This is a genomic window from Vibrio sp. JCM 18905, assembly GCF_055393305.1.
Genome location: NZ_AP043878.1, coordinates 374,504 through 392,599 on the forward strand (window position 1 = coordinate 374,504; position 18,096 = coordinate 392,599).

Below are 18,096 nucleotides of genomic sequence, written 5' to 3' on the forward strand. Positions count from 1 at the left end.
TGGCTAACGCATTCTCACAACACTCGTTTGTTGCTTACGCTGCATTTCCGCAAAAGTCAGCACAAATGGGGATGATTGCTTTACGCGGCTCGGCAGTGAAGAAAGCGCATTGTAGGCATCCTGTTTCGTTTTAAAATCGCCAACAGTTACCGTATACCAACGCGTGCCTCGGCTGTTTTTCCAGTTAACCCAAACCGGATGCTTAGGATCGATATAACGAATGTAATCTTTCACATCTTTTTCTTGCTTTAGCGCGAGTACCTGCATCGTGTAATGGTTTGGGTTTAAATAACCATACGCATCCTGAGAGGTCATTACTCCAACACATTGGCCACTATCGACCTGCTGCTGGTAAGGCATAGCGCAGCCCATGAGCGATAAAATCAATGTCAAAGATAAAATCTTGTGCACGTGTCACTCCATTTTTGTTCTAGTTTCTTTTCTCTCGCACTCAAAAACACAAAAACGCTTCTAATTAGGCGAAAATAGACCCATACGAGAAGGTTCGATGTTTTAGCGCAACGAGTATTCCAAAAAAGTAAGGCGACCACGTTGGCCGCCTTAGTAAATTGATTTAATAGAACAATAACAAGATAGAGTGATAATGGCAGAAGTTAGCTGTTTTTTAGAGCCAACTCGCGACCAATTGCTTAAACCAGTCTAAAATTCGCTTGAATAAGCTGCCTTCTTCCACTGATTCCAACGCAACAAGTTCGGCTTCATTCACAACTTTACCTTCGACTTTGTAAAGCACTTTACCAACCACTTGTTGTTGAGAAATTGGCGCTACCAAATCGCCATTATATTCAACTTCAGCTTGTAGCTTGTTCACATCCCCTTTTGGTAAAGTGAGATAAACGTCATTGGCCACGCCTACTTTAAGCTCATCTTGTTCGCCCATCCAAACTCGAGCGTTCGCAACTTCCGTTCCTGCCTCGGTTGGCATTACCGTATCGTAAAAGCGGAAGCCATAACTTAGCAGTTGTTTGCTTTCGGATTCACGGATATTCTCACTTTTTGCTCCCATCACAACAGCAATTAAACGCATGTCACCTTGAGTCGCTGAAGTCGCTGAAGTCGCTAGACTGTAACCAGCACCGCTTGTATAACCAGTTTTCATACCATCGACATTCATACTGCGATCACGAAGCAAACCATTGCGGTTATATTGCGTAATGCCGTTGTAGGTAAACGAGGTTTCGCTATACAGTGGGTAGATATCAGGTAAGTCACGAATAATAGCTTGACCCAACTTGGCAATGTCATAAGGTGTTGAATATAAACCGTCACTGTCTAGACCATGAGGGTTGGTGAAAGCCGTGTTATTTAATTCAAGCTTAGCAGCCCAACTATTCATCAAGCTTACAAACCCTGACTCACTACCTGCGACATGTTCAGCAATGGCCACACTAGCATCATTACCTGATTGAACAACCAGGCCACGGTATAAGTCAGATAAAGAAACGGAAGTATTGACTTCAATAAACATCTTTGAGGAATCTGGGAAGTTTTTTGCCCAAGCATTTCGGCTAATGACGACCTCATCATCCAAAGTAATATTACCTGCGTTAATTTCTTGACCAGCCACATAAGCCGTCATTAACTTCGTTAAGCTCGCAGGATTTAGCCGTTTATGTGCATCACGTTCAACCAGCACTTTCCCAGTGTGAAAGTCCATCAAAACATAGCCACGAGAACTGAGTTCCGGTGCATTTGGCACAACCGTTGGTGCTGCATAAGCCAACGAAGATACAGCAGCGAACCCTGTAATTAACACTGTGTTTAATATAGTACTTTTTCTCATCATGACATCTTATCTTAGTAGCATTTAAGGCTTACAAACGGTACCCGAATGAATTCAAAGCGCAGGGTTACCTAGGTAAAGAGCGAGTATATTGAAACGGCGCTCAGTTACAGCCACCTTGTTACGATTAGTTACTTTTACTCAATGTTTGTCGAGAATAATGAGAGGTAGGTAGAGCTTTCGTCTAGAAAGATGAGACAAGAGGCGAGAAATCATGCCGTTATGCTATGTAATTAGTGTTCAGAGAAAAAACCGTACAAGCCAGATCTAAAACTAAGCTTGTACGAGAAAAGATAGCTAAAAATTTTATCACTATCTAACTAGGGGCAACTAAGAAAATCTACAATTCAATTAATAATCCGAACTAATAATTTACTAACCAATGCTTCATCTCGGTCATAACAACATAATAATTTATTGTCAGAATTTCAGATAAAAATAAAAATTTAATTTATATATAACCTAAATATTATCTATTACTAGACAGGAGAAAAGTATAATTTCCCTTTCTTAAAACTAAGGGAGGCTTTTTTCGATGCCTTTGAGTTTGTATCGTCATCAGTAAACTGAGTGTAACAATGAGGGATAAGGCATCCGGCTTTAGCGCGAAAAGATAAGCCACTGTTATTTAAGTTCACTCTCTGCTTTTTTATCACTAAAGACTTTAAATTTCGGTTACCTTCAGTTTGTATAGCAATTCTTTCACGTACCCCAACCCAGTACGACTCAAACGACGACATTATACATATCCTCTTTCATGGTATAAGCAGTTGTAACTAAACATTGCTCAAAGCTAGATGTAGAATTCAGTAAATTATTTAAATTTTATTTATCTATAAATTTTGATTTAAATAGATTAACCCGCACATTCCACACAAAATAAAAGGTTATGTCAAAGATTAATTATCATTAAGTTTATTTATATTAGATATAAAATTAAGTTATAAATTTAAGGTTATCTAAAGTATAAATTTTTAGAATGCCATCAGCTAATAGTTAATAGAAATGCAGAGGGCTTGTTGAATATGAAAACGACAAATAGAAGCAAAGAACTATCTATAGATTGAATAATCTTCAACGGGGTTACAATTCAAATAAAAGTAGCGCATCTAGTAAGATGCGCTATGGATTTGATCAGTTTTGGATTATGAGTTCGGATGAAAATAAACTTACTTGAAGTGACTGAGCCAAGGTTGCTTATGGTTTAAGCTTCAATACCTTATCAATATCTTCTGCGCTGTGACGTTCAGGTAACTGCTCCCATTCTTCTCCCCATGAGCGATTCACAATACGACCACGCTGGACAGCTTCTCGCTCATCAACCGCTTTCGCCCAACGCACAACGTTTTTATAGCTTTCTACGTCTAAGAATTCAGCCGCATCGTAAGCACGACCCAGTACAAGGTTGCCGTACCATGGCCATGTTGCGATATCAGCGATACTGTAATCATCGCCACCTAGGAATTCATTGTTTGCGAGGCGCTTGTCTAATACATCTAACTGACGTTTTGCTTCCATTGTAAAACGGTTGATTGGGTACTCGAACTTCTCTGGTGCGTACGCGTAGAAGTGACCAAAACCACCGCCTAGGTATGGCGCAGAACCTTGCAGCCAGAACAACCAGTTCATCACTTCAGCACGCTTTGCGCCCTCTTTTGGTAGAAAGTGACCAAACTTCTCTGCTAGGTAGAATAGGATGTTACCTGATTCAAACACGTTCACTGGCTCAGAACCTGAACGGTCAACTAGGGCCGGAATTTTCGAGTTCGGGTTCACAGCAACAAAACCAGAACCAAACTGGTCGCCGTCACCAATCTTGATCAGGTATGCATCATATTCTGCTTCTTTTACGCCTGCCGCCAGAAGCTCTTCAAACATGATCGTTACTTTCTGGCCGTTTGGAGTCCCCATGGAATAAAGTTGGAATGGGTGTTCCCCAACAGGCAATTCTTGCTCATGACGAGCGCCTGAGTCCGGGCGGTTAATGCTCGCCCACTGGCCACCGTTTTCGTTATCGTTTGTCCAAACTTTTGGTGGAATGTATTCGTTAGCCATTGTTATCCCTTATTGTGTTTGAATGCATTATCAAACTGGCAAACTCAGTGCGCCAGCAAGCATGATGAAGTAACCCACCGCATTCGATAAATGGGCATACCCAAGATATTAGGCCGGAATCTTCAAATAAAAGTCCTGACCTTTCACTTAATTAGAACCTTTGGTTATGGGGTTTTCTTTCACGCTATAAGGAAAAACGTTGTTTTAATGTGAGTTAGGTTCGAGATGCTAACAATAATGAGTAAGCCCAACTCGGCGGCGCACCTCTGTTTGGTGATTTAGAACAACCGCTTAACTTTACAGTCACTAAGAGCGAAGTAGTGTTAGATACTTTGGTTCAGAAGACTTACGTACGTGAAAGATAGTTAGGTTAGATAGTTAAAAAGAAAAGCGCCCTTCACTGAGTCAATGAAGGGCGTTTTAATATCTTCGTAATCGAAACCGTTACTTAGCTGATTCAAACAAACCAGTGATGCCTTTCAAAGGGAAAAGCCTTGCTTGCTCCAACCCTTTCAACGTTACCTTACTGAGGTCATCAATAAAGAAACGACTGGTTATCGCGTGTTTGCCACCATTAATGAAAATCTCGATGACAGAATTGTCGATGTATATATCAATCGTCTGTTTAGCGTCCAATCTTGGTGCTTTTCGAATGCTACCAAATTCTTCTGCGTACAAATGAGACATGTGACGACGGTCCAGCATAAACTCGTGCTTTGTCGCACTAAAGACGATGTTGTCACCTTTGAGGTTACTCAGCTCAAGTTCAAAGCCATCGCCCTCAAGGTCTAATTGGATCAAACAACTGGTGCTTTCCAGTGTATGGGACTGTGCAAAGACCACCTCTTCTTTTCTTAAACTCTCCAGTTCAAGGAGTGGAGTTTGAACAAGAAAACCATCTTTCAACGTTAGTTCTCTAGGAAGAGACAACATTCCTGCCCACTGGTGTGTGACCGATGGTGTATCGATTTCTGGCAACCCTATCCATGCAATAAGAATGCGACGCCCATTCTCATCTAAATAGGTTTGTGGGGCGTAGAAATCAAACCCATAATCTGGCTGCAAAATATCTTGGTGGTTTTCTAAAATCATCGACTCTAGGTTCAACTGATCACCCACGATATACGCGACAGAATAGATGTTTTTGAAATCATAAGGATTACTACTGCTCACGCCCTGTGGAGAAAATAGCATCACCGATTGACCATCAATCTCAAAGAAGTCTGGGCACTCCCACATGTACCCAAGGTCGGAGAACTTGGTCTTAATTGGACCTTTATGCTGCCACGTTTTCAAATCTTTGCTTTGATAGAGCACCATTGAGCCATGCTCAGTTTTGGTTTGAGCTCCCACCACCATCAAATAGTCGTCGCCTTTCTTCCAAACTTTTGGATCACGAAAGTGCTCCGTGTAATGTTCGTTTTCGATGACCACTCCATTTTTTTCAATGTTGCCTTCTGAATCCATAGTGGCAAAACATTGAGTTGGGATTCGATTCCAGTTTTTGTCACGCTTATTGCCAGTAAAAAACAGCAAAACGTTGTCATTTTCAACCAAAGCACCACCCGAATAGACACCATGTGAATCGTAGTCTTGGTCAGGATGAAGACCCACGCCATGATCAGTAAAATGGATGAAGTCTTTAGTAGAAAGGTGATACCAATACTTCATTCCATGGACTGGTCCCACAGGCGTCCACTGGTAAAAGATGTGGTGCTCACCATTGAAATAACACAACCCATTTGGGTCATTTAACAGCCCAAATCTAGGGGCGATATGAAAACTAGGAAAGCCTTTATCTTGCTGACGTAAAAGTGTCATTTCTTCGATATCACACTGAGGGATTTGCTCAAGTCGGCGATATCTTTGCTCTACAGTCCAACGGTTGTCTAAGCTCATAATTTTTCTCAACTGAAATTGGATCTGAAGATCATTGCCCAATAAATTGCAGCAATTCTGTCTGGGTTGGAAGCGCGGTCATTGCGCCTTTTTGCGTCGTCGCTAATGCACCACAGCCATTTGCCCATTGAATCGCAGAGCTAATAACAGGATGATTTTTCCAATCGTCATGTTGAGACAGACATGCCAGTAGCCCTCCGACAAAAGCATCACCCGCACCTGTGGTATCAATCGGACTAACGACTTGACCGGTGATCAGCTCACTCTGACTTTCAAAGACGCGCCAAACGCCTTTCGCACCTTGTGTCACCAAGACCAAAGCAATATTCATAGCGGCTATTTGTTGTAAACCTTGCGCTATCGATGTTGAGTCAGTTAAGAACAAAAGCTCTTCTTCAGAGAACTTAACCACATCAGCCATCGCTACAGCCTTCATTACGACAGCTTGGATTTCTGATTGATCTTGCCACACTTCATCACGCAGGTTAGGGTCAAAGCTAATGAAACCACCAGCGGCTTTTGCTCTTTTGATCGCCTCAAATGTGCTGCTTCTACTTGGCTCATTTGCCAGTGAAATCGAGCAAACATGCAGCCAGTCACCTTGCTTAAAGTTTGGGATATCTTCAACAGACATAAACTGATCAGCGCTCGGTTTTACCATAAACGTAAAGCTGCGCTCACCTTGATCGTCTAAATCCACCACCACTGTTGATGTTCTTTGCTCAGGATCTTTAACGAGAAACTCCGTGCACACGCCCTCTTGATCCAGAGTTGATTTCATAAAGCGACCAAATGGGTCATCACCCACACGTCCAAAAAACGCACTCTTACCAGATAGACGAGCAATTGCTACGGCGACATTCGCTGGTGCACCTCCGGGACATTTGAGTAAAGAAGTCTCAGATTCCGGTATTAGATCGACAACAGCATCACCAGTTACCCACACTTGATTCATCTTGCTTACCTTAAAGTTAAAGCCCTGATAGCCCAACGTGTTGAACACCTTCACTACCAAGTAAAAATTGAAAAAGGCTAGCCAAGCCATTAGTGCTTGGCTAGCACCCCAAACATTTAGGAAAAGAAGTGGATTTTGGGGGACTCCACCCTTAAGGAGTTCAGATTAAGCCGCTGCTTTTTTACCGACTTTAGCGCGGTCACGCATACCAAGAACAATGGTGAGAACAAATGCGGTCAAGAACGCGATCACCATACCCGCGATGTAGTAACCAATCTTATCTGGCGTGATGGAAATGATGCCTGGAAGACCAGCTGCCCCTAATGCCTGAGCTTTCACATTAAACATTGTAATGAACGCACTTGATAACGCCGCAGCGCAAACTGCCGCAATAAATGGGTAACGTAGTTTTAAGTTAACACCAAACATGGCTGGTTCTGTAATACCCAGCAAACCCGTGACACCCGATGGAATCGCAATACCTTTCATCTTCTTATCTTTACTCATTATGCCCACCGCCAACGCTGCAGCACCTTGAGAAACGTTAGACATCGCCGCAATAGGAAAGATAAAGGTGCCGCCTGTCGTCGCAATATCCGCAAGAAGTTGCGTTTCAATCGCAATGAAGCTGTGATGCATACCGGTAATAACAAACGGAGCATAGATAAGACCAAATACCGCACCACCAACAAAGCCAGCTGTGTTGTATAGCCAGTTCAGACCATCACCCAATAGGAAACCGATATCACGCGTGAACGGACCGACGACAGTAAACGTCAGCAAACCCGCTATGAAAATCGCCAGTAATGGCGTTAAAAGGTTGTCTAAAACAGAAGGTATGACTTTACGTAAGCCTAGCTCAACCTTCGCAAGAATGAATGCCGATACCAAAACCGGTAACACTGAACCTTGGTAACCCACTTTTTGGATTTCAAAACCAAGAATATTCCAAACCGGAATGTTGCCAGACACAGATGCGCCGCCGAATCCCCAACCATTCAGCAAGTCAGGGTGAACCATCAACATACCTAGCGCTGCCCCTAAATATGGGTTGCCGCCAAACTTCTTGCTGGCTGAAAATGCCAGCAGAATAGGCAGGTAAACAAACGGCGCGTTTGCAAACGTGTTGATCATGTTCGCCAAGTCTGTCAGTCCTGGATTGGCCTCAATCAAGGATTTACCATCAATAAACAAGCCTTGGGCAGTCAGTAGGTTGTAAATACCCATCAACAAACCGCCAGCGACGATTGCTGGAATGATTGGGACGAAAATATCAGACAGCCCCTTCACTGCGCGCTGAACGATGTTTTGTTTCTCTGCGCCAGCAGACGCAACGTCGTTGGTGGACATTTCACTCATGCCCGTCAACTTCGCCATTTCTGCATAAACTTGGTTTACGATGCCTGATCCAAAAATGATTTGGTACTGACCCGCAACTTTGAACTGCCCTTTTACCCCTTCAAGGTTATCAATCGCTTGTTCATCTATTTTTTGCTCATCTGCAACGGCAAGGCGTAAGCGTGTCGCACAATGTGCAAGTGCGGTGATGTTGCTTTTACCACCTAATAGAGTTAACAACTCTTTTGCTACTGCCGGATAATTCATTTCATACCCCATTGGATTATTATCTGAGCTTGCGAAGTTTTCGGGAACGTTTGCAAAACAGATTTTTGCTCAATAAAACCAAATGATCAAAGATAAAGCAGAGAGAATGTGAGAATGATCGTCAAATTCTCTCCCTAAGAGCAGTATAGGAGGTTAGAATCGCTACTTATCAAAGAGCCTTTCATCTTCTCTTTGCAAACAATCCCAAAAACGAAAAACAGAATGGATAGGAACAATGGCGAGTCTGCATGATGTCGCCCGTCTGGCTGGCGTATCAAAATCAACAGTGTCACGGGTTATAAACGATGAGTATGGCGTAAAAGAAGCGACAAAACAGAAAGTCCGCCAAGCAGTAGCTGAGTGTGGCTATGTGCCAAACCAAGTCGCTAAAGATCTAAAATCTCAAAAGACCAATCTGGTTGGTGTCATTGTTCCTCGGGTTTCCTCTCATGCCACATCCCAAGGCGTCGATGGATTAACCGAGGTCCTTGAAAAAGCGGGGAAACATGTCTTACTTGCTAGCACTCACCAAGTCCACGAAAAAGAACTGGAATATATTCAGATCTTTAACCAAAAACGGGTTGAAGGGATCATTCTTTACGCGACCCACCTCGATTCCAAGCTGGTCAAAGCAATTCAAAACTCAGCGGTCCCAGTTGTGCTCGTCGGTCAGGATGGTTCCATGTTTAATATTCCAAGCATCATTCATGATGACGCACGAGTAGGGTTTGAAGCGGGAAATAGACTGGTTGCAAAAGGTTGCCAAACCATGGGCTTTATTGGCGTACAAGGTGACGATATCGCGGTAGATAAGCAACGCTCTGAAGGATTTGCTCAAGCGCTGCAACACCATGGTTTTGAGCTCGCCTTCCATGCTCGTGGTGACTTTACAATCGATTCTGGCTATTCATTGGCAAAACAACACTTAACAAAGAACCCTAAGCTAGATGGCTTGTTCTGTGCGACAGACCGTATTGCTATCGGTGCGATGAGAGCGATTCAAGAGCTCGGGTTAACACCGGGTAAAGACGTTTTAGTGCTAGGAGTTGGTGATGATGAGCTCGCATCAGTGTGCACCCCAACCTTATCAACATTTAACTATGCATTTGATAAAGCAGGGGAAAATGGTGCGAAACTGTTACTAGATAGAATCGCCAACAGAAGTTTTGAAATGAGTAAGATGGTACTAACCTTCAAAACAATTGAGCGTCAGTCCTGTTAATGAAAAAGCGCCAACTGAAATCAGTTGGCGCTTTTCTTATTACTCTTTGTCGGTTAGAGCCCTTTAGAACCAAGTTTCCATTTGCAGTGCAAACAGAACTTCACCACCATCACCCATCGTTGCAGCGCCCGCATCCTGGCTAATCGAGTAGCCATTCAAGTCTTCGCTCCAATCAACGTAGCTAACTGCAAAACGTAGCTCCGGACGGTCAAAGAAACCTGCTGCGGTAGACATCTTAAGCGTTGGTGCAATTGTCGCTTTGTAAAAACTGCCACTTGCTTTATCAATCGCATTGTCTAGGTCCATGTATTGGTATGAGCCTTCATAAACCATCTCAAAGTTTTGCGTAAACTCTTGTGCTAAGCGGATGTTGAACGATGCCCACGTAAATTCATCATTTTTAGCAAAGCGATCTTGGCTGTGTTCTGCTAGCAACGCAGGTGCTACACGCCAGTTGTCGCCGATGCGTGTTACACCATAACTGAACAAACGTACGGCTTTTGCGTCTTCTAGCAAATCACCGTTTGAACCAATGCCTTTAAGTTCCGCACCCAGTCCATCACCCATCAAAATACCAGTTTTAGAGAAGCCTTCACTCATGCCAAAGAAGGTATCGCCATGGTAGGCAAACATCGCATGTAAACCTTTGTCCGCTGCACCTTCTACGCGATCATTGTTATCAGCAGACGTCATGCCGCTCAGCATCAATTGCCAATTACCAAAGCGGTTGTTCATTGTCGCGATATAGTTTTCAACATCCGTTGACGAGCTATCAATCTCACCAAAATCACGACCATAGATCGAGAAGTTTGCTTGCCACGAATCGCTCATTTGGACGTCATACACACCTGCACCAGTACCAGAGAGGAAAACGATATCCGAGTCAAAGAAGTGAATGTCAAAGTTATCACGGTCAAATCGTTTACCTGCCCAAAACGTTGCGTCAGCAAACGCACTTGATTCAGAGAACATGCTCAACTTGTTTATCTCAGCATATACCTGACGAACGTTTAATTGACTCTCACTCGCTGTCCATTCGTTATTGGTTTCCGTACTATCTGCCAGCATGATTCGGAACAAAGCGCTGGAACCATCATCTGCAAAACGTTTGTGAATAAGGTTTGCTTCCACATAATGATCATCCTCAACCCCTAATCGTCCAATTGGCGCTCCAATAGCACCAGCTGCCGTCATGTAAGGACCAGTACCAACTGCACCATTCAGATCGTCATTAATGAGCAACCCGGAACGAGCGTAACCATGAAACTCAAAGCTTGAGGCTTTTTCATTTGCTTCTACGGATACTTTTTCTGTCTGTTCAAGCCTCTGTTCTAATTCATTAATTCGCTTTTCAAGAGCGGCAACATCTGTTGTTGCGAATGCAGGTGCAGTAACCAGCCCAAGCGCTACTGCCATCGTCAAAGTGTGTAGTTTCATTTCCATAGTCTCACGTAAATTTATACTTAGGTTATCTGCAAACGTTCCCAAGCAAAATTGCAAACTCATGGTGACTTTAAATGCCCATCTAAAGCCTGAATTTCAGAGCGCTCAGACTCAGAGCGTCTCTACCACTTGTATCAATGGGGCGATAATATACAAACTTTTCGGGAACGTTACCTCAAGGAAGCGATTTTGTTACTTCTATCACGTTCAATGGTGTTAATTACAGAAAAATCATTAACCAGCGCACAGTTAAATTATTCGTTCTAGCGGAATTAGTTTGAAGATATCACGTTGTGAATGGGAATTTGATGTTCGCTTGAGGGAATGATAATCACTCACTTCCCCAATCTACTTGGTGACGACGCGCCTCTAGAAGATCAGCGGCTAAGCTTGAAAGTGACTAAGAGCGAAGCGGATCTCGATACCTTGGTTCAAACGACATAAAAGGCTTTTAACGCCCTGTTGAGGTGATCAACGCAATACTGATGCTGCCGCATAACACCTCAACCACTAAAACCAATGTATAGTGAAAATGCCACGCGTTGCAAATCACTCTAAATGCTTTGTTATGTGCTAATTTAATGCAGCCACTTGTTATTTAGTACCTTATAATTTGAACTAATTAGTAGCATTGTTGGTGGCATTGTGCTGTCTGTAGGTACAGGAAAAATCACATCGTATACCGCAACTTCTACTGGCTCCATTTGGTTTGCCTTCATGTAATCTTCAGCAGCCCCGTCTTCAACCTCTTTACGATCGTTAGAGTCACACGCCCTAACGTGAAGAAACTTCTCTTACTCTACTAAGACCTTTGAAACATCTTTCTTTATTGAATACTCCAACAAGACTGCCGTTTCAATCAATTTTTCTCTCTAAAACACCGTGTTAAAATAGCTGATTATACAACGCATTAATTATGGGGATGAAATGAAAATATTTGTTATTCTGGGTTTAATTGCAGTAGCGTTCTACTTTTACACCAGTGGCGATGAAGACAAAATTAATAATCTTAGATCTGTAGAGTTCAGCGCCAAAAATAGGATTCTGACGATAGCAATAGATGATGATAGAGACTTGCAAACAAAAATCAGAGTGGACGATAAAATAGAAGAAGCTGTGCTCCTTAATCAGGTGATAGATAAAGGTAAGTCAATCTACGCCGACGGTAACTATCTTTACCAAGGCCGATGCCAACACGTTCAATTAGAATGGCAAAAAGGTGAGTTGTTCTTACCGAAATACTACAAGGTACTTTTGAATGAAACCTGTTAAAAAAAGTTAGTGTTAACACACCCACTTTTTCCTAGTTTGTTAACCAAAGATATATGCTGTTGTCAGAGGGCTTTGATATGACTGATTTGCTAGGTAAGTTAGCGTAGGATTCAGAACATCATTTGGTTCTCAATTTCTTGCATGGCAATAGCGCGGCCAACTTCGAAAATCCATCGAATCATGCTCGTTGGACCACCGCCAACTGCGTACTCTAGACTAGCGTTAAAAAACGCTTCTAGAAGGCTCAAAGCTTCGGATATCTTAAGAGCACCCTCATACATGTGATAGTAAGTATTAGCTACTTCATCGGTAAATCTAAAGCCTGAAGGCGGTCTAAATATAGTACAGTTGTTGCTATAAATATTACGATTCCCGATCTTACGGAATAGCTCCATAAGTCGCAAAAACTCTGCTTCTGCCTCTTCACCTGAAACTGAGCTCTTAGCTTTCACCATCTCTACTTTTCAGCAAAGCTAATACTAATACCAATCACATCATCGTATTTCAGATAGGTCATTTTTAACGGTTTTAAAAACTTCTTCGAGCATTTTTATTCCTTATTTTTGTGGGTTAAGTTGTTCTAGAAAGTTAAAACCAATTACCTCGAGATTTGTAACAAGCGCTGTCTGTATATACAGTGACTTTATAAAGAAAGTTGCGATAAAACGAGTTAAATTGGAATGGGGCAAAAACGCGCCAGCAGCGCAATTAACGTTACCCAACAAAAACGCCCTTCACATAAGTAAAGGGCGTTTGTTATTTGAGATTTTGATTAGCGAGCTATAACACCAACCCACCATCAATCTTGAGCACTTGTCCGGTTATAAACGCACTTTTATCAGACGCTAGAAACGCAACGCCATTGGCAATGTCTTGCGCCGAGCCCATGCGTCCCAGAGGCGTTTTACTTTCCATCATTTGAATGACTTTTTCAGGCAAGCTCTTTGTCATGTCGGTAGCGATAAAACCTGGAGCAACACAGTTGACTCGGATTTGAGCGCCTTTTCTTGCGAACTCTTTCGCCCAGCCTTTGCTCATCGCTATCACGCCACCTTTACTCGCGCCATAATTACTTTGACCAATATTGCCATCCGTTCCCACGATAGACGAAATACTGACAATACTGCCTGCGCCTTGCTCTAGCATGACAGGTGCAACGCGCTGGGTGAGTAAAAACACCGCCTTTAGGTTCACGTCGATAACGCTGTCCCAGTCTTGCTCTAACATGTCTGGCAGCAGTGCATCTCTCGTTATCCCGGCGTTGTTGACCAGAACATCAATGCGTTGATGTTTCGCGACGATGCTGTCGACCACTTCACTTACCGCTGCGGCCTCACAGAGATTCACTTGATAACTTGAAAGGTTTGGCGACTGACTCCACTCCATAGGCGAGATATCTAGCCCCACGACGTGGAATCCATCTTCGAGTAATTGTTCGCAAATGGCCTGCCCTATACCGCGAGCAGCCCCTGTAACGACGGCGACTTTTTCGTCTTTCATCTTGGTCTTCCTTAAATGTTGAGAGTACAAATCTTGCTTGCTCCTAAGCGCTTATCGTTATGTGGCTTTGTGCTTCTCATACGCAAAGAGGTTTATTTAGATAATGAAACTATAGGAATATTCTGGAAGTAGGGTGTGAATGAATCAAGACAACTTGATGATGTTTCAGCCCGTATTATTCCTAGAATCAAGATAGAAATACGATGGAAAGCCCTAAGCCTTTGAAGAAAAAAGCACCAACAATGCCAGTGGTGCTTTGAGTAAATGCCGTGTTAATGCCTTGTCTCTAACAAGACGTGCCTTTTGAAAGGTGGGAGCAGGTTAAATATCATTCCGATGATAAACAACGTAATAACAATCGTCGCACCGCTCGGTAAATCATACTTTGCAGAAGCTGCTATCCCCAGCAGAATACCAATTGTTCCGATACCTAAACTGGCGATTAAAAAACGTCTACCTTTAAGACTTGCGGCACACAAACCTGGAATCACAAGCAAGGCAAACTCCAAGTAAATCCCTGTCAGTTTGACAGTGATAGGCATCAAAATAGCGAAGATGAGGTAAAAACCACTACCATGCATAAACTCTGGTTTTAGCGTTAGCAACAATAACATTGCCCCCGTAATGACAGCCAAAGGCCAAACATCTTGCCATGTTGACCACAGTAGCTGGCCATTCAAGATCCCTTGAATAAAATCGGCACCGTGTGGGTCTTTGCTAACCAGTAATACTGCCAATGAAGCGGACACAACAAACAAGCTGCCGATCGTCGGTTCTAGGTGAGGATGTTTACGCTTTTCAAGCGCAGCAATAACACCACAAAGCACCAAAGACATCATCCAAGGACCAAGCATGCTGCCAAGCCATGATTCGGATAGCCAAGGAGAACCAGCATACCAAGAAGAAGAGTTCAGCCAATAGTGACTTAGCGCTGCTCCCAATGCTGCGACCTGAGCAACCGCCAGATCGATAAAAATGATCTGCCGCTGTAAGACTTGTTGCCCCAGAACGATGTTGCCAACTAACGCAATTAAGCCACACAAAACCGCTGGCGCTAACCAAAGGTATTCACCCATAATTAAAATTTCACTGAACTGGGTGATACCAACGTGGCGAGCAGATCAGTAATCACTTCATCATAGAGCTCATCTAAGCTTTGCTGTTTTGAGACCGTCAAAGGTAACTGCGCTACAGGCTTATCCGTTTGTTGCTTTAACCACATAGCCGGACGTTGATCTTGATGAGATGAAAACACAATAGCGTCAAACTGTTTGGCATCCAATTGAGTTAAAGATTGCAGATGCGACGTCGTTGGCGATATCCCCGGTTTCGGTTCAAGATCCGCGACTTGAACCATACCTAGCCAATCAAATAGGTATCGGTAAGTGGAGTGATATCCAACGACCCGTTTCCCCTGTAATGGTTGAGCTTTTTGTTCCCATTCATTGAGCTTTTTTTGCCACTTCGCGCGAAACTTCATACCATTAACTTGGTAACTTTGTGCGTTGTCGGGATCAATCGCTTTTAAGCGCTCCGTTACTTTGCGAGACAACGGAATCATGTCATTTGCCGCAAATTGAACATGTGGGTTTCCGTGCGCATGAATGTCCCCCATGCTGCGGTCAACATGATCATGAGAGTCCAACATACGCACGAAATCGGTCGCATAAATCATGCTTTGTGCACCATTTTGAACAGCACTATTGCCACTTCTATTTTGAAGCATCGGCAACCAACCTACCTCCAACTCAGCGCCAGAGCACATCGCCATGTCAGCTTGGCGCATCTTGGCAATTAAAGACGGACGAGCTTGAACATAATGCGGATCTTGCTTAGCCGTGGTTGCTGAGTAAATGGTGGCGTTTGGGGCATGACTTTCAAGAAAAGCTTTCCATTCAGGCTCACAAACGAAAATGTTGAGAGCCAAAGCAGGCGAAGAGATGATGGCAGCTCCCGCCGCCATCATCACTAAACTGCATTTACTTATCGCAAGTTTAGAACGCATGTGCACCGTGCGCTCCAAATGTCATCACGTATTGCAGAGTAAACACGTTGTCTGTTTCGCTGTCTTGGTTATCAATGCGAGTGTATTGCGCACGGATCGTACCGAAATGAGAAGAATCCCATGCGATCATCGCATCCATCTCTTTATCATTCAGTGCTGTGAAATGCATATGATCGCCGTGTGCGTGGCCATCATAGCTTTCTGCTTCGCCGTAACGTAGGCCTGCAGACCAACTTGGGTTGAAGCGGTAAACGCCCGAAACATAGTATGCGCTTAGGTTGTCTGGTGACTCTGCATCGTTCTTGTATTTGCTGTCTACTACACCGTCTAACAACATGTATTCCGCAGATAGCGTGAAGTTGCTGTACTTGTAGTTACCATCTGGTGCCCACTTCCACACAAAATCTGCGCCGTATAGGTTCGCACCCGTTACAGCCGCAGCGTGGCTGTGGTCATGTTCTTCTTCGTGACCATGGTCGTGATCTTCGAATTCTTTAACTTTGCCGTTTTCGTTACGCAGATAACTTAAACCAAACTGCCAACTTGAAGATTCAGAGAAATCATTACCAAGCTTCATCGTTGTCGTGTAAACACCAACTTTAGAGCCATCTTCAACAGAAGACATCTTGTTGCCGCTTAATGCTTCTACACCAAACTTCACGTAAAGATCGGTTGGCAGAACGATGTTTGCGCGTACACCGTCATCATAGTAATGCGAACCAAGGAAAGTACGGTAAGCAATTGGGCGTTCAACGAAACTGTCAGTATGCATGTGTTGATTGTTGAGGTAACCGAAGTCAGATAGGAATCGGCCTGCGCGCACGTTTACACCGTATGGCAATGCCAAAGTTTCGATGAATGCTTCTTCAAGCTCTAATTCTGTCTCATCGCCATGACTTTCAAGAACAGCGGTCAACGCACCGTGAAACTTGTCGTCAATATTTGATGATAAGTTCAATTCCGTATGGCCTAGGCCAAAGCCCTCTTCGCGCTCAGAATTATGACGTTGACCATCTTGGTAGTAGCCATCAACAACAACACCAATCTGTGGGTTCGATAATGTATCGGCAAAAACAGGGGACGCAAAAATGCTACCGATCGCGAGAGAAACCAATTTCTTATTCACTACTTCTTTCCTTTTGTTATGTTATAACATTTAATTTTGCAATGTTATAATATAACAATTATCATTACACAAGCAGAAATTTAACTCGGTTCCGACTGCTAGCTCGTATTCAATCCCTGATTTTGACTATCAACAAGTGAATCAATTGATGTTTTTTATACGTATACTATTGAGAGTCAATCATTAGATAAGTAACGGAATTTCAGTATGTTGAATATGGATTTCTCGAAAAGAATCGTGATAGAAACAGGTGAACAGGAGTGGATCGCCAGCCCTTCCAAAGGCGTGTGGCGTAAACCTTTGGAAAGAGAAGCCAAAGAATCAGGGCACACCACCAGCGTAGTGAAGTATGAGCCAAACTCGCACTTTTCGACTCATCCTCATCCTCACGGAGAAGAAATATTAGTGCTCGAAGGAGTGTTCTCTGACGAACATGGTGACTACCCTGCTGGAACCTACTTGCGTAACCCTCCTGGAAGTCAACATGCGCCCTATAGCAAGAAAGGCTGTGTGATTTTAGTTAAACTAAATCAATTCAATTCTGATGATCTTGAAGCAGTTCGCATCAACACGAACGAAGCGAATTGGTTACCTGGCATTGGTAGGCTGAAAGTCATGCCATTGCATGATTTTCAGCATGAACATGTAGCATTGGTTAAATGGCCGAAAGGCGAGAAGTTTCAAGCACACCGTCACTTTGGTGGTGAAGAAATTTTTGTGTTATCGGGGGAATTTAAAGACGAGCTAGGAACCTATCCTCCCTACTCTTGGATACGCAGTCCACATATGAGTGAGCACTTTCCTTTTGTAGAGCAAGAAACGGTCATTTGGGTAAAAACAGGCCACCTGCCACTCCAAGCTCCTGCTCAGCAATCCTAATGTTGGAATACTTGGCATCGTCCCTTGAAACTAAAATCGGCTCGTAGATTACGAGCCGATGATCATTGCGTCGCTAAGAGCCCATAATTCTCGAGTGGAGCCAATCTTTGAGCTCAGCTCGATTATGTTTTAACACGTTCATTTCGTGATCATCAATCGGGCTTCCTTGCAGTTCTAGTACGCGGATTTCCTTATCTAAAGCATTGTAGTTTTTAACGGTTTCAGCAAATGATGCATCGTTTTCGGCAAGCTGAGTAATGGTATCCAAATGTTCTGGGAATTCATGAGTTAATGAGTGATTTTCACCTAACATAGAGACCTCTTGGCTAGA

Annotated in this window: 17 protein-coding genes and 1 pseudogene; 4 read left to right on the plus strand and 14 right to left on the minus strand. The window is 43.3% G+C overall.

Translation table 11 applies throughout. From position 1 onward, the window contains the following. Nucleotides 1-3: 3 nt before the first annotated feature. The 3 genes from ACZ5ZC_RS01510 to yghU form a co-directional block, all read right to left on the minus strand. Nucleotides 4-411, minus strand: a complete 408-nt coding sequence (locus ACZ5ZC_RS01510; protein WP_006741205.1) for an SPOR domain-containing protein — start codon at nucleotides 409-411, stop codon at nucleotides 4-6. Between the two features lie 214 nt (nucleotides 412-625). Continuing rightward, entirely contained in the window at nucleotides 626-1,804 is a 1,179-nt protein-coding gene (locus ACZ5ZC_RS01515; protein ID WP_054866966.1) for a serine hydrolase, read from the minus strand. 1,197 nt (nucleotides 1,805-3,001) lie between these two features. Continuing rightward, nucleotides 3,002-3,859, minus strand: a complete 858-nt coding sequence (gene yghU / locus ACZ5ZC_RS01520) for a glutathione-dependent disulfide-bond oxidoreductase (RefSeq protein WP_464931686.1) — start codon at nucleotides 3,857-3,859, stop codon at nucleotides 3,002-3,004. 254 nt (nucleotides 3,860-4,113) lie between these two features. On the opposite strand from yghU, the pseudogene ACZ5ZC_RS01525 reads away from it, so the two are divergent. Beyond that, nucleotides 4,114-4,224: pseudogene (locus ACZ5ZC_RS01525) on the plus strand (dihydrofolate reductase family protein); the annotation flags it as partial. Nucleotides 4,225-4,303: 79 nt separating this feature from the next. Here the strand turns inward: ACZ5ZC_RS01525 and ACZ5ZC_RS01530 are convergent. The 3 genes from ACZ5ZC_RS01530 to ACZ5ZC_RS01540 form a co-directional block, all read right to left on the minus strand. Next, the gene (locus ACZ5ZC_RS01530; RefSeq protein WP_054866996.1) at nucleotides 4,304-5,758 is read right to left on the minus strand and encodes a sucrose-6-phosphate hydrolase; all 1,455 of its coding nucleotides are present in this window, start codon (nucleotides 5,756-5,758) and stop codon (nucleotides 4,304-4,306) included. Between the two features lie 31 nt (nucleotides 5,759-5,789). Further along, nucleotides 5,790-6,713, minus strand: a complete 924-nt coding sequence (locus tag ACZ5ZC_RS01535; RefSeq protein ID WP_054866995.1) for an aminoimidazole riboside kinase — start codon at nucleotides 6,711-6,713, stop codon at nucleotides 5,790-5,792. A gap of 165 nt (nucleotides 6,714-6,878) precedes the next feature. After that, nucleotides 6,879-8,318 carry a sucrose-specific PTS transporter subunit IIBC gene (locus ACZ5ZC_RS01540; RefSeq protein ID WP_006741425.1) on the minus strand — a complete coding sequence of 480 codons (1,440 nt, stop codon included), beginning with the start codon at nucleotides 8,316-8,318 and terminating at the stop codon, nucleotides 6,879-6,881. Nucleotides 8,319-8,553: 235 nt separating this feature from the next. Between ACZ5ZC_RS01540 and ACZ5ZC_RS01545 the strand changes: the two genes are divergently transcribed. Further along, the gene (locus ACZ5ZC_RS01545; RefSeq protein ID WP_395355218.1) at nucleotides 8,554-9,540 is read left to right on the plus strand and encodes a LacI family DNA-binding transcriptional regulator; all 987 of its coding nucleotides are present in this window, start codon (nucleotides 8,554-8,556) and stop codon (nucleotides 9,538-9,540) included. Between the two features lie 63 nt (nucleotides 9,541-9,603). On the opposite strand, the gene ACZ5ZC_RS01550 is transcribed toward ACZ5ZC_RS01545, so the two are convergent. Together ACZ5ZC_RS01550 and ACZ5ZC_RS01555 are read right to left on the minus strand one after the other, a co-directional pair. After that, nucleotides 9,604-10,977, minus strand: a complete 1,374-nt coding sequence (locus ACZ5ZC_RS01550; protein ID WP_464931806.1) for a carbohydrate porin — start codon at nucleotides 10,975-10,977, stop codon at nucleotides 9,604-9,606. 584 nt (nucleotides 10,978-11,561) lie between these two features. Further along, nucleotides 11,562-11,702: a hypothetical protein gene (locus ACZ5ZC_RS01555; protein WP_301638981.1), complete on the minus strand. Its 141-nt coding sequence runs from the start codon at nucleotides 11,700-11,702 to the stop codon at nucleotides 11,562-11,564. A 208-nt stretch (nucleotides 11,703-11,910) separates the two neighbouring features. Between ACZ5ZC_RS01555 and ACZ5ZC_RS01560 the strand changes: the two genes are divergently transcribed. Next, nucleotides 11,911-12,255 (plus strand): hypothetical protein, encoded by a 345-nt coding sequence (locus tag ACZ5ZC_RS01560; protein WP_053809279.1) that lies wholly within the window; start codon nucleotides 11,911-11,913, stop codon nucleotides 12,253-12,255. A gap of 110 nt (nucleotides 12,256-12,365) precedes the next feature. Here the strand turns inward: ACZ5ZC_RS01560 and ACZ5ZC_RS01565 are convergent, their stop codons facing one another. The 5 genes from ACZ5ZC_RS01565 to ACZ5ZC_RS01585 form a co-directional block, all read right to left on the minus strand. Then, nucleotides 12,366-12,710, minus strand: coding sequence for a hypothetical protein (locus ACZ5ZC_RS01565; protein WP_054866962.1), 345 nt, complete (start codon nucleotides 12,708-12,710; stop codon nucleotides 12,366-12,368). A 325-nt stretch (nucleotides 12,711-13,035) separates the two neighbouring features. Then, entirely contained in the window at nucleotides 13,036-13,755 is a 720-nt protein-coding gene (locus ACZ5ZC_RS01570) for a beta-ketoacyl-ACP reductase (RefSeq protein WP_464931687.1), read from the minus strand. A 272-nt stretch (nucleotides 13,756-14,027) separates the two neighbouring features. Then, on the minus strand, nucleotides 14,028-14,831 hold the full coding sequence (locus ACZ5ZC_RS01575) for a metal ABC transporter permease (RefSeq protein ID WP_301658392.1): 804 nt from the start codon (nucleotides 14,829-14,831) through the stop codon (nucleotides 14,028-14,030). Nucleotides 14,832-14,833: 2 nt separating this feature from the next. After that, entirely contained in the window at nucleotides 14,834-15,760 is a 927-nt protein-coding gene (locus ACZ5ZC_RS01580; RefSeq protein WP_006741420.1) for a metal ABC transporter solute-binding protein, Zn/Mn family, read from the minus strand. Further along, the gene (locus ACZ5ZC_RS01585; protein ID WP_047008076.1) at nucleotides 15,750-16,886 is read right to left on the minus strand and encodes a hypothetical protein; all 1,137 of its coding nucleotides are present in this window, start codon (nucleotides 16,884-16,886) and stop codon (nucleotides 15,750-15,752) included. Before ACZ5ZC_RS01585 ends, ACZ5ZC_RS01580 begins: the two co-directional genes overlap by 11 nt. 207 nt (nucleotides 16,887-17,093) lie before the next feature. Between ACZ5ZC_RS01585 and ACZ5ZC_RS01590 the strand changes: the two genes are divergently transcribed. Then, complete coding sequence (locus ACZ5ZC_RS01590; RefSeq protein WP_464931688.1) at nucleotides 17,094-17,765, plus strand: cupin domain-containing protein; 672 nt, start codon at nucleotides 17,094-17,096, stop codon at nucleotides 17,763-17,765. A gap of 73 nt (nucleotides 17,766-17,838) precedes the next feature. Here the strand turns inward: ACZ5ZC_RS01590 and ACZ5ZC_RS01595 are convergent, their stop codons facing one another. Next, nucleotides 17,839-18,078, minus strand: coding sequence for a YdcH family protein (locus ACZ5ZC_RS01595; protein ID WP_005392770.1), 240 nt, complete (start codon nucleotides 18,076-18,078; stop codon nucleotides 17,839-17,841). Between the last annotated feature and the right edge of the window lie 18 nt (nucleotides 18,079-18,096).